Below are 11,593 nucleotides of genomic sequence, written 5' to 3' on the forward strand. Positions count from 1 at the left end.
GTGTGAAAAAAATTCGCGTGTTACTGGCCGATGATACGCCCCTGGCATTGAACAATTTTCAGTGCCTGATGAGCGATGTCAGCGATATCGAATTCCTCGCCTGCGCCTGCGACAGCGCACAGGCGCTTGAGCTCATTGCGCGCCACGAACCCGATGTGCTGTGCGCTGATTATCTGCTCGCCAGCCGCGATGGCCAAGGGTTGCTGCGAAAAATTATGTTGCGCCACCCATTGCCGATACTGGTAGCGCGCAGCAGTGCGCAGCTCGACGGCGAACAGATGCGCGCATTGTTGGCCGCCGGCGCGCTCGATTGTGTCGGCAAACCTCAGTGGCAATTCACCGACGAGCAACAGCATGCCAAGCAGGAATTCATCAGTAAAATCCGCATCATCGCCGGCGTCCATGTATTTCGTAAGAGTCCGCGCTCGATTGCTGCTGCGCCGGCAGCACTGCCAGTCAGCAGTGGCCTGGCCTACCGCCTGCTGGTGATCGGTGCCTCCACTGGCGGACCGGAAGCGCTGGCCGCCGTACTCAAGCAATTACCGGCCGATTTTCCCCTGCCCATCGTCTGCGTGCAGCATATCAGCGATGGTTTTTTACATAGCTTCATGGTCTGGTTGAGTGAAAAATCGGGCTTCCGCTGCAGCGCTGCGCAAGACGGTGCGCGGCCGACCAATAAACAAGTTTATTTTCCGCAAGAAAAACGACAACTCGAATTCGACGCCGCCGGTCGCTTCCTCATTGGCAGCGGCCATGCCCGCGATGGCCACTGCCCATCTGTCAGCAGCAGCATGCAATCGGCGGCTGAGCGCTATGGTGCCAGCGTCATCGCCGTCCTGCTGACTGGTATGGGCAACGACGGTGCCGCTGGCATGCTGGCCGTACGCCAAGCTGGCGGCATGACGATTGCCCAAGATGCCGCCAGCAGCGTGGTATTCGGCATGCCGGCGCAGGCGATTGAACTTGGGGCGGCAAAAATGATTCTGCCACTCAGGGACATCGCTGCCCAACTGATAAGCTTATGCAGGAGTCCTGTCCATGACCTCACTTGAATCCGGCACTGCGGGTGCCACGGTATTAATCGTCGAAGACAGTAATATTCAGGCGATCATGCTCAAACGCGTACTGCTCGCGGCCGGCTACCAAGTGCTGTTGGCAAAAGACGGCAGCGAAGGCTTGGCCATGGCGCAGCGGGAAAACCCAGCCATCGTCATCAGCGATATCAATATGCCGGGTATGAACGGCTTTGAATTGTGCAGCGCCCTTAAAAGCGCACCGCAGTTACAAGATATTCCGGTGATCTTACTGACCTCGCTGACCGAAAACAGTGACGTCATCAAAGGCCTGGCCTGTCGGGCCGATAATTTCCTCACCAAACCGTATGACACCGAAGATTTACTGTCACGTATCAAATACATGCTCTTGAGTCGGCACTTGGCCACGCCCGCGCAAAGTGCCGAGGGGGTGCCGGTATTTTTTTGTGGCGAACCGCATTTCATTCGTTGCGAGCCACAAGCCATGCTCAGTCTGCTGCTCTCGGTCTACGAGACAGCGGTAGGAAATAATCGAAAATTATTAGCCATGCAAGAAACGATACGGCTGGCCAATGAAGGTCTGGAACAGCGCATCGCCGTGCGTACCAGCGAATTATCGGCGGAAGTGGCCAAGCATAAAGAGACCGAATTGAAAATCGTCACGCTCAACCGTGAGCTAGAAATGCGCGTGGCCGAACGCACCGCGCAGCTGCAATTGAGTTATGCAGATCTGGAACAGGCACGCGATGCGGCGGAACAGGCGACCCTGGCCAAAAGCGACTTTCTCGCTTCCATGAGCCACGAAATTCGCACGCCGATGAACGCCATCATCGGCCTCTCCCACCTGGCACAGAAAACCGAGTTAAGCCCGAAGCAAAAGGATTATCTCAATAAAATTCAAGGTGCGGGCAAACACTTACTCGGCATCATCAACGACATTCTCGACTTTTCCAAAATTGAAGCCGGCAAGCTCGATATCGAAAAGATCGATTTCATGCTCGAAAAAGTACTCGACAATGTCGCCAACCTGATCAATGAAAAAGCCGCCACCAAAGGTTTGGAATTGGTATTTGATATCGACCAAGCGGTACCACAGCATTTGCTGGGCGACCCGACCAGGTTGGCGCAAGCGCTGATTAATTATGCCAACAATGCCGTCAAGTTCACCGATGCCGGCGTCATCAAGGTCATTATTCGCGTGCGCGAACACAGCGCCGAACAAGTACTGCTGCATTTTGCCGTGCAAGATACCGGGATTGGTTTGAGCCCACAGCAAATCAGTAAATTATTCAATTCTTTCCAACAAGCCGATAGCGGCACCACGCGCAAATACGGCGGTACCGGCTTGGGCTTGGTGATTGTTAAAAAACTGGCGCAACTGATGGATGGCGATGCCGGTGTCGAAAGCACGCAGGGGGTCGGCAGCACCTTTTGGTTTTCGGCGCGCCTGGGGATTGCCGCGCACGCTGATACGCACTTCAAGCCACAGCCGATTTTACAGGGGCGACGCATGTTGATCGTCGATGATGTCGAAAGCGCGCGCGAGGTGATGCAAGATTTACTCGAAACCATGTCATTCCAGACCGAGGCGGTGCATTCGGGCGCGGCGGCGCTGCACTCATTGCGCCAGCAACAGGCGCAAGGAAAAGTGCCGGATGTGATTTTCATCGATTGGAAAATGCCGGAAATGGATGGTTTGATGGCAGCCCAACAGATCCTCGCCATGGGCCTGCTGCCGCCACCGAAAATCATTATGGTGACGGCCTATGACGGCAGCGAACTGCAAGCCGAAGCACAAAGCATAGGCATCGAGCAGATCCTCATCAAACCGGTGCAAGCATCGCAACTGTTTAATGTCGTGCTCAAAGTGCTCAGCGATCAGACTGGCAGTGCGCCAGCGCAGACCGGCGTACAGAGTGAAGAAATGACCACGCTGCGCGGTAAACGCATTCTGCTGGTGGAGGACAATGAACTCAACCAGCAAATCGCATGTGAAATGCTGGAGTCTGAAGGTCTGCACGTGGCCGTGGCAGAAAACGGCGCGGTCGGCGTGCGCATGGCATTAGCAGGTGAGTACGATCTGATACTAATGGATATGCAAATGCCGGTGATGGATGGGGTCAGCGCCGCGCGCGCGATTCGTCAGCAAGAAACGCGGCCACGCACACCGATTCTGGCCATGACCGCGAATGCCATGCAAAGCGATCGCGATGCCTGCCAGGCAGCCGGCATGGATGATTTCATCAGCAAGCCGATCGATCCCGATTTACTCTGGCGCAGTTTGCTGCAATGGTTACCGACGTACGCGCCAAGCGCTGTCAGCGTTGCAGCCAGCACCACTCCGCGGCACGACAGCGCCGGACTGCCGCTGCATATCAGCGGGCTCAATATTGAAAAAGGCTTACGTCTGTGCATGGGCAAGCCGGTATTTTATCGCTCCATCCTGCGCAAATATTTCGAGTCACAAAAAACTACCGCCGCCGACATCATGAGCGCCTGGCAAGATAAAAACATCGACACCGCTGTACGGCTTGCGCATACCCTCAACAGCACCTCCAGTTACGCCGGTGCCGAAGCGGTACAGCCGCTGGCCGCCGCGCTTGAACTGGCGTTCAAAAGCGCGGCTAGCGAAGATCAAATCACGCCCTTGCTAGCGCAATTGACCGCGCAACTGACGCCACTGATGGCCCAGCTCGAACAAGAATTTCAAGCGGAGCTCACACCCCGGCCAGTTTCCTGACCGACCCATTTCACCGAGAGAGGCAGCTATGCTGAACCAACAAACAGTATTGGTCGTTGACGACACCGAGATCAATCTCGTCATGATGGAAATGGTGTTGTGCGACAATTACCGCGTGACGCTGGCCAACAGCGGTGAAGCGGCACTGGCGGCGGCCAAAGCGGATCCGCCCGATATCATTCTGCTCGACATCGTGATGCCGGGCATGGATGGCTATACGGTATGCGAAGAACTCAAGAAAGATTTACGGTTAGCGAAGATTCCAGTGATTTTTGTTACCACCATGAGCGAGGTGGAAGATGAAACCAAGGGCTTCGATGCCGGCGGCGTCGATTACATCACCAAACCTATCAGTCCGGCACTGGTACTGGCGCGCCTCAAGACCCATCTGACCATGTATGACCAACAGCGCGAACTCGAAGTACAGGTGGGGCAGCGCACGATAGAACTCGAAGCGACTAAAAAACTGATCGTGCGCCGCTTGGCACGCGCGTCCGAATTCAAAGACGATTACACCGGCAACCATATCATTCGCATGAGCCATTACTCACGCTGCATAGCTCTGGAATACGGGCTCGATGCCGCCACTGCCGAATTGCTGATGGATGCCGCGCCGATGCATGATGTCGGCAAGATCGGCATTCCCGATGCCATCATGCACAAACCGGGCAAGCTCGACGAAGAAGAGTGGAAAGTCATGCGCCGCCATCCTGAAATGGGTGCGGAAATTCTCGGTGAAGCGATTAACCCGCTGCTATCGGCGGCACGCAGCGTAGCCCTGACCCACCACGAAAAATGGGATGGCAGCGGCTATCCGCGGCAACTCAAGGGTGAGGCCATTCCGCTGTTCGGCCGCATCGTCGCCATGGCCGATGTGTTCGATGCCTTAACCAGCAAACGCCCGTACAAGGAAGGCTGGAGCGTGGAAATGGCGCTGGAAGAAATCAAAAAGGGGGCTGGCAGCCATTTCGATCCGCAACTGATCGCGCCGCTAGAACGCGCGCTGCCAGCCATGCTCAAGATTCGCGACATGTATGCCGATGACAAGGGGCATTTGCTTGATAGTGATATCAGCAAACCGCTGGGAGCCTGAGCGGCATGGACCACTCAGGTGATTTTGCAGCCGACTCCGTTCTGCCGCTCAGGTTCCTAGCCTGAGCACGATTGCCGCCAGTGGCATGGCGGGAACATACGGAAATAGCCACGACCAAATCACTACGATGCCTTACTTGGCATCGTGCTTAGGCCGTTCCACCGTCGAGGTCAGCACTTGGGCACTCTGCGCATCGACAACGACATCATATTCTTTGTTGCCATCCCACACCTCGACTTGGTACACATCGCCATGGACGCGGTGTTCGAATTCAGCTTCCAAGGCTTTGCCGTTGACATGCTTTTCTGCTATTGAGACCGCCTCGCTCAGGTTGATTTTGGCATTCGCCAAAGCTTCAATATCGCGCCGATCAGCCGCCTGTGCCAAGCTGCACAGCAGTGTCGCGCTCAAAAGGCCGAGTTTGATTCCGATTTGCATGATGTGTTTTCCTATTGAAAATTTTGCCTTGATTGGCAACAGCAGCTTATCGCTTCGTTCATACAAAATCCTGATCCAATAGTGATAGGAGTATCACCGCACACCAGCAAACATGCGCGGCCGCAAGGGAAGCGCGGTATACTTGGTTTTGACCCTACCGAGGAAATTACAATGATTGATGCACTGATTGCCGGACGCCTGTACGGCAACGCCGAAGAACGCAGCGGACAAGCCGGTTCGGCCTACGTGACTTGCAAAGTAAGAGCGGCGACGGACGATGGCGACTTGATTTTTTGCAATGTCATCGCCTTTCACGACAGTGTGCGTCGCACCTTGCTCGCGCTCGAAGACGGCGACAGCGTGGCCTTATCGGGCGCGCTCACGCCCAAGGTATGGACCGACAAACAAGGCAAAGTCAGACCGGCGCTCGACCTGATCGCGCATAAAGTGCTGGTGAGCGGCAATGACGGCGAGCGCGCGGTAGACTGATTACGCGTCTTCGGCAATTTTACGCAAAAACATGCGCACGAAAAACACGCCCATGCCGAGCATGAAGACGATGCCGGCCAAACTCATGCGACCGTAATCGGTCGATACCAAGTCACTGATTATTTTCATATTATTCCCCTTCGTAAGCGCCAGATTGTAAAATTACAATCTGGCCTCGCGCTTGAGTATGTGAGCGAGCCGCTGTCGTGTATTTGATCTTGCTCAATAATTAATGAAGGAAAGCATGTCCGCTACCTCCTCTGCTGCTCCGCATTCACATCCCAGCCGCGCCACGACCCCCTTGGTCCACCGCATAGGCATACGCAGCTATCGCTTCGCCGACCTCAAAGACTTGCTCGCCAAAGCCAGCCCGGAACGCTCGGGCGACCATTTGGCCGGGCTGGCAGCCGAGAGCGCAGAACAAAGAGTGGCCGCGCAAATGTGCTTGGCAGATTTACCCCTGCGCCATTTTCTCAATGAAGTGGTGATTCCGTATGAGAGCGACGAAGTCACGCGTCTGATCATCGATAGCCACGATGTGGCCGCTTTCGCGCCACTGCGTCACCTGACCGTCGGCGGCTTGCGCGATTACTTACTCAGCGATGCAGTCGGCACGGCGCAACTACAGGCTTGCGCCGCCGGTATCACGCCCGAAATGGCGGCGGCTGTGAGTAAGATCATGCGCATTCAAGATTTAATCTTGGTGTCGGCCAAAGTGCGGGTGGTCACGCGCTTCCGCAACACCTTGGGCTTGCCGCGCAGTTTGGCGACTCGCTTACAACCGAATCACCCTACCGATGACCCCAGTGGCATTGCCGCCGTGATACTTGAAGGTTTGCTGTACGGCAGTGGCGACGCCGTGATCGGCATCAACCCAGCCAGCGACAATGTCGAGCAAGTGGTACGACTCTTAAGCATGCTCGATGAAATCATCAGCCATTATGCAATTCCTACCCAATCCTGTGTACTCACCCATGTCACCAATACCCTGCAGGCAATAGAACGCGGGGCCCCGGTCGATCTGGTGTTTCAATCGATCGCCGGCACCGAGGCGGCCAACCGCAGCTTCGGCATCGACTTGGCCTTGCTGGCCGAGGCGCGTGCGGCCGCGCTCGCGCTCGGGCGTGGTACCGTCGGCCAAGAAGTGATGTATTTCGAAACCGGTCAAGGCAGTGCCCTGTCGGCCCAGGCCCATCATGGCGTCGACCAACAAACCTGCGAAGCCCGTGCCTATGCTGTGGCGCGCCAGTTTCACCCTTTGTTAGTCAATTCCGTGGTCGGTTTCATCGGCCCGGAATATTTATATGACGGCAAGCAAATCATTCGCGCCGGTTTGGAAGATCATTTCTGCGGCAAATTACTCGGCTTGCCGATGGGATGCGATGTTTGCTATACCAACCATGCCCAGGCCGACCAAGATGACATGGATGTGCTGTTAACCCTGCTGGCCAGCGCCGGTTGCAACTTCATCATGGGCATACCCGGTTCTGACGATATCATGCTTAATTATCAAACCACCTCATTTCACGATGCGCTGTATGCGCGCCGCTTGCTAGGGCTCAAGCCCGCTCCGGAATTTGCCGATTGGTTACAGCACAGCGGCATCGTCACCGATGGCCACGCGGCCGGTGCCAGCCTGCCGCCACTGTTTGCTGCCGCCATGCGCCGGCTCGGCGGGCGATCGTCATGAGTGAGAGCAGCGTCACCATCCATCCGTGGCAAGCACTGCGCCGCCTCACCCACGCCCGCATCGGCTTGGGCCGCACCGGCGTGAGTCAGCCCAGCGCCGCGCAGTTGGCGTTCGGCTTAGCCCATGCGCAGGCACGCGACGCCGTGCACGCCGAACTCGCGCAAGACTCGATCCTGGCGCAATGTGCCGAGCTGCGGCCACAGGCAGTGTGTCTGCACAGCGCGGCCGGCTCGCGTCACCAGTATCTGCAACGTCCCGATCTGGGGCGTCGGCTGGCTGCCACTTCACTGCACAGCTTGCAAGCACTGGCTACCGCGCCGTGCGATTTAGCCATCGTTATTGGCGATGGCTTATCGGCTCGCGCCGTCGAGAAGCATGCTGCCCCCTTGCTGCGCGCGCTGCTGGCGCGGCTGGCGGCCGATACCGAGTGTGCCGACTGGCGGCTCGCGCCACTGTGTCTGGTCAGCGGTGCGCGCGTGGCGATCGGCGATGAAATCGGTGCCGTACTACAAGCCCGCTGCGTAGTGGTGCTGATCGGCGAGCGCCCGGGCCTGAGTTCGCCCGAAAGTATGGGCCTGTATCTGAGCTGGGCACCGCGCCCAGGCTTGAGCGATGCCGAACGCAATTGCATTTCCAATATTCATACGGCTGGCCTCAGTTACCAGGCAGCGGCGCTGAAAGCCCACTATTTGTTGGCCGAAGCACAGCGGCGCGGCTACTCGGGGGTAGCGCTCAAGGAAGCCGGCGCAGCGACCGCATCCTTAGATACAGCAAGGCCATTCTTACTGGCCGAACAACTTAATGGATCGTCGCAAGCGACAATGGAAAAGACGCGCGTACGCGCCACTGGATTGCCGCCTGCGCGGCAATGACGAATTGGGCGAATGGGTGGGCGCGCAATCGACCTGACTTGTGGGTAATGATCAGGCTTTTGCGACAGCCTCTGAAGGCCGGGGTTTCAAACCCTAGTCAGATTTTTGATGATCAGCCGACGCGTCTCAAGCCGGCGAGTCGGTTTGGGCCGCGCGCTCGGCAATCACTTCGGCGGCCAATTGATCGCGCCGCAAATGGGCCAGCAGTGCGTGCTCGGCATCAGTCTGCCCCCACTGATCAAAATACACCAGATCAGTCAGGGGCAGCCGGCCACGCCAGCCCTTGCTTTGCAATTCAGGCTGCGGGTAAAAATGGCTGACATAGCCGACACATAAATAAGCGATAGGCACGATGTGTGCGGGAATCCCTAAGGCTTGCTGCAATTGGGCCTCATGAAAAATACTGACCCAACCTACCCCCAAGCCTTCGGCACGCGCCGCCAGCCACAGATTTTGCACCGCGCAGACACTGCTGTAGACGTCCATGGTTTTGATATGGGTACGACCCAACACCACGTCGCCGCCACGCGTACGGTCGCAAGTGATGCAAATCGCCAATGGTGCTTCGCGGATACCTTCGAGTTTCAATTGCTGATAACTGCTACGCTGTTGAGCTTCAAACATTTGCGCCGCTTCAGCATTCGCAGACAAATACGCTTGCGCTACCCTTTGCTTGATCTCGGCTGATTGCACCAGTAAGAAATTCCATGGTTGCATGAAGCCGACTGAGGGGGCGAAATGCGCCGCCGTCAGTATTCGACTGAGCACGGCATCACTGACAGGCGTGGGTAAAAATTGGCTGCGTACATCGCGGCGTGAAAAAATCGTCTGGTAAATGGCGTCGCGGGCTGCATCGCTGAAGCAATGCAGATCCGGCGTCGCCACTGTGGCGCTTGATGTTGGTGTTGGCATGAGTTCCCCTTGGCGTGATCATGCTGGCGATACGTAGCGCTTGTCAAGAAACGGTCAAGCACAGCTGCAAAGTATATTTTTGTAACGCAATGTTTCTTTGTTTGCTATATTACTTACAATCACTCACTATCACTACTTGCTTTTTTGAATCGCCCATCACACATCATGACCACTTTGCGTACAAGCTGCCTCAGCACCGAAGCCGAATTCGATGCCTTGGCACCGGCGTGGCGCGCGCTTGAACAACAAGTTCCCCATCTGCTGCCATTCCAGACCTATGACTGGAACCGCCAATGGTGGTCGATTTTTTCCTCGCAAAAAACCTGGCAACATGATGAATTGCTGGTCTACACCATCGTTGACGGCGCAACATTGGTAGCCGTCATGCCACTGGTGCGCACCCAAGTCGGTCTGTCGGGCTGGCCGCTCTATCATTATCTGCGTCCGTTCGGCTTCGATCCCAACCTGACCGAATTACGTCTGCCACTTTGTATGCCCGCGTATGCATCGGCCATTTGGCGGGTGTGGGAGGAGTTGGCCGCGCAAGGCGCGCTCGGGCTGAACGAATTTCAGTTAATCAACGCCAAACAACTCGCCGATACCGTCTTGAAGAACAATGCAGTCTTGCATGTGATGAGCGAGCGCAGCATCCCGAATTACATCCTGACACTCGATACAGACTGGGATAGTTTCAAAACTAAACTCAAACGCAATATCAAGGAATCGCTGCGTCACTGCTACAACTCCTTGAAACGCGACGGCTTGCAGCCTTCCTTGCGGGTTTGTCAGGGCCATGCTGAGATCATGCCGCAGTTGGCGCGTTTTTACGCGCTGCACGGCATGCGTGCAGCCGCCAGCCATACTACCGAGCATCCTGATTATTTTGCCGATCCACGCCATCGCGCCTTTCTGGCCGCCCTGTTCGGTTCTGCCTTGGGCAGCCGTTGCTACTTACTTTGCCTGGAACTCAATGGTGAAGTGGTGGCGATGCGTTTGGCATTTCACATGGGCGAAGAATTGTATCTGTACTATTCCGGTTACGATCTCAGTTACGGGAAATACAGTGTGATGACCACCTTGGTGGCCGAAACCATACAATGGTCGATCGCACAAAAAATTCCCCGCATCAACTTATCGGTCGGCGATGATGTCTCGAAAACGCGCTGGGGCCCAAGCATGGTCGAATATGCCGAGTACCAATGCGTCAGCAATACCAGTTGGCACCGGATGCTGGGAAGCGCGGTAGCGCGACTGCGCAACCGGCGCAAGCAATACGTTTCACACAACGCCTTGCGCGCCTGAACGGCTGCACTCAGTTATTGACGGCATACCAATCGGTCAGCGCCAACAAGCCATCGGTGCAGGCGATGACCAAGGTATTGCCATTCACATGTGCAATCTGACCGCAAAAATAGGCATGCTTTTCCGGCCAAGCATGGCCACTGCGTATGCCCAGTTTCTGGCCATTCAGATAAGCTAAGCATTCGAGGCCGGCAAAGGCACGCAATTGAGTACGAGCCACAAACACAGATTGAAAAAAATCAATGGTCTTATCGGCATCCGTCATCAAAGGCCAGTATAGGGCCGCGGTTTGCGTTTGCGCGTTATCCCAGCAGTGCTGAAAATCATGCGCGATGCGAGTCGCCAGCCGGCCACCAGCCATCTGCAGCTTGAGATTCAGCGTGTCATGGGTATCATATTCATCGAGCAAAAATTCTTCACGTCCCAGCACCGGGCCGGCATCGTACTCATGCGCGATCCGATGACAACTGACAGCCCAGCTCTGGTGCTGTTCCAAGATCGCCCTGACCAGCGGATAGGGTCCGCGTCCTATCGGTAAAGGCGAGGGATGGAAATTTATCGCATATGGCACATAGCCCTGCCAATCCGGGATGCGCCAGTTATAACTGGCAATCACGATGACATCGCAGCCCAGTTCCTTGAGTGCGGCCAGATCTGAAACTTGCATGCGCGATAACTGTATCGGCAGCTTCATTTTTTGCGCTTGCGCAAGCAGTGCCTTATTACTGCTCAATTGATTAATTTCAGGCACAGAAAACAATTTAACCGCTTGCCAACCGGCCAGCGTCAGCATCTCAAACAGTTTCAGGTTTCTATCGCAGCCGGCAAACGCAAAACGCATGATGCTCCTTTGAATACAATGGCAAGAAAATGGTGCTCAAACACTGCCGGCAGAGCGATAACTTTGCCGCGCCACTATTATCGCGCGTTTCCTGCTCAGTAGCAGTAAAGTGGCCCCCTAAGTCCAGACAATTATTCAAAGAGTTTAAGATAGTGCCTGTTTCTGCCACAGCTGCGCGGCGC

Annotated in this window: 11 protein-coding genes; 7 read left to right on the forward strand and 4 right to left on the reverse strand. The window is 55.8% G+C overall.

From position 1 onward, the window contains the following. The first annotated feature begins 2 nt into the window (after nt 1-2). The 3 genes from QN359_RS04200 to QN359_RS04210 are packed head-to-tail and all read left to right on the forward strand — an operon-like array spanning nt 3 to nt 4,867. Entirely contained in the window at nt 3-1,052 is a 1,050-nt protein-coding gene (locus QN359_RS04200; RefSeq protein WP_322249730.1) for a chemotaxis protein CheB, read from the forward strand. Next, on the forward strand, nt 1,039-3,774 hold the full coding sequence (locus QN359_RS04205; RefSeq protein WP_322249731.1) for a response regulator: 2,736 nt from the start codon (nt 1,039-1,041) through the stop codon (nt 3,772-3,774). The genes QN359_RS04200 and QN359_RS04205 overlap by 14 nt, the downstream gene beginning before the upstream one ends. A 28-nt stretch (nt 3,775-3,802) precedes the next feature. Next, complete coding sequence (locus QN359_RS04210) at nt 3,803-4,867, forward strand: HD-GYP domain-containing protein (RefSeq protein ID WP_322249732.1); 1,065 nt, start codon at nt 3,803-3,805, stop codon at nt 4,865-4,867. Nucleotides 4,868-4,999: 132 nt separating this feature from the next. Here QN359_RS04210 and QN359_RS04215 read toward each other — a convergent pair whose 3' ends face one another. After that, nucleotides 5,000-5,305 (reverse strand): PepSY domain-containing protein, encoded by a 306-nt coding sequence (locus QN359_RS04215; RefSeq protein WP_322249733.1) that lies wholly within the window; start codon nt 5,303-5,305, stop codon nt 5,000-5,002. Between the two features lie 171 nt (nt 5,306-5,476). On the opposite strand from QN359_RS04215, the gene QN359_RS04220 reads away from it, so the two are divergent. After that, the gene (locus tag QN359_RS04220) at nt 5,477-5,794 is read left to right on the forward strand and encodes a single-stranded DNA-binding protein (protein ID WP_322249734.1); all 318 of its coding nucleotides are present in this window, start codon (nt 5,477-5,479) and stop codon (nt 5,792-5,794) included. On the opposite strand, the gene QN359_RS04225 is transcribed toward QN359_RS04220, so the two are convergent. Continuing rightward, entirely contained in the window at nt 5,795-5,923 is a 129-nt protein-coding gene (locus QN359_RS04225) for a DUF3149 domain-containing protein (RefSeq protein WP_322249735.1), read from the reverse strand. A gap of 115 nt (nt 5,924-6,038) precedes the next feature. Here QN359_RS04225 and QN359_RS04230 point away from each other — a divergent pair, with 115 nt between their 5' ends. Together QN359_RS04230 and eutC are read left to right on the forward strand one after the other, a co-directional pair. Then, nucleotides 6,039-7,484, forward strand: coding sequence for an ethanolamine ammonia-lyase subunit EutB (locus tag QN359_RS04230; RefSeq protein ID WP_322249736.1), 1,446 nt, complete (start codon nt 6,039-6,041; stop codon nt 7,482-7,484). After that, nucleotides 7,481-8,356, forward strand: a complete 876-nt coding sequence (gene eutC / locus QN359_RS04235; protein WP_322249737.1) for an ethanolamine ammonia-lyase subunit EutC — start codon at nt 7,481-7,483, stop codon at nt 8,354-8,356. The genes QN359_RS04230 and eutC overlap by 4 nt, the downstream gene beginning before the upstream one ends. 126 nt (nt 8,357-8,482) lie before the next feature. Here the strand turns inward: eutC and bluB are convergent, their stop codons facing one another. Beyond that, nucleotides 8,483-9,268: a 5,6-dimethylbenzimidazole synthase gene (gene bluB / locus QN359_RS04240; RefSeq protein ID WP_322249738.1), complete on the reverse strand. Its 786-nt coding sequence runs from the start codon at nt 9,266-9,268 to the stop codon at nt 8,483-8,485. Nucleotides 9,269-9,433: 165 nt separating this feature from the next. Between bluB and QN359_RS04245 the strand changes: the two genes are divergently transcribed. After that, a complete protein-coding gene (locus QN359_RS04245) occupies nt 9,434-10,570 on the forward strand; it encodes a GNAT family N-acetyltransferase (protein ID WP_322249739.1) in 1,137 nt (378 codons plus the stop codon). A gap of 10 nt (nt 10,571-10,580) precedes the next feature. Here QN359_RS04245 and QN359_RS04250 read toward each other — a convergent pair whose 3' ends face one another. Beyond that, a complete protein-coding gene (locus tag QN359_RS04250; protein ID WP_322249741.1) occupies nt 10,581-11,411 on the reverse strand; it encodes a formyltransferase family protein in 831 nt (276 codons plus the stop codon). Between the last annotated feature and the right edge of the window lie 182 nt (nt 11,412-11,593).

It is taken from the genome of Undibacterium sp. 5I2 (genome assembly GCF_035019605.1).
In the GTDB taxonomy this organism is placed as follows: domain Bacteria; phylum Pseudomonadota; class Gammaproteobacteria; order Burkholderiales; family Burkholderiaceae_D; genus Undibacterium.

Coding starts and splice junctions, on each gene's coding strand:
- QN359_RS04205 (WP_322249731.1), top strand. CDS start 1,039: ATGACCTCACTTGAATCCGGCACTGCGGGTGCCACGGTATTAATCGTC.
- QN359_RS04210 (WP_322249732.1), top strand. CDS start 3,803: ATGCTGAACCAACAAACAGTATTGGTCGTTGACGACACCGAGATCAAT.
- QN359_RS04215 (WP_322249733.1), bottom strand. CDS start 5,305: ATGCAAATCGGAATCAAACTCGGCCTTTTGAGCGCGACACTGCTGTGC.
- QN359_RS04220 (WP_322249734.1), top strand. CDS start 5,477: ATGATTGATGCACTGATTGCCGGACGCCTGTACGGCAACGCCGAAGAA.
- QN359_RS04225 (WP_322249735.1), bottom strand. CDS start 5,923: ATGAAAATAATCAGTGACTTGGTATCGACCGATTACGGTCGCATGAGT.
- QN359_RS04230 (WP_322249736.1), top strand. CDS start 6,039: ATGTCCGCTACCTCCTCTGCTGCTCCGCATTCACATCCCAGCCGCGCC.
- eutC (WP_322249737.1), top strand. CDS start 7,481: ATGAGTGAGAGCAGCGTCACCATCCATCCGTGGCAAGCACTGCGCCGC.
- bluB (WP_322249738.1), bottom strand. CDS start 9,268: ATGCCAACACCAACATCAAGCGCCACAGTGGCGACGCCGGATCTGCAT.
- QN359_RS04245 (WP_322249739.1), top strand. CDS start 9,434: ATGACCACTTTGCGTACAAGCTGCCTCAGCACCGAAGCCGAATTCGAT.
- QN359_RS04250 (WP_322249741.1), bottom strand. CDS start 11,411: ATGCGTTTTGCGTTTGCCGGCTGCGATAGAAACCTGAAACTGTTTGAG.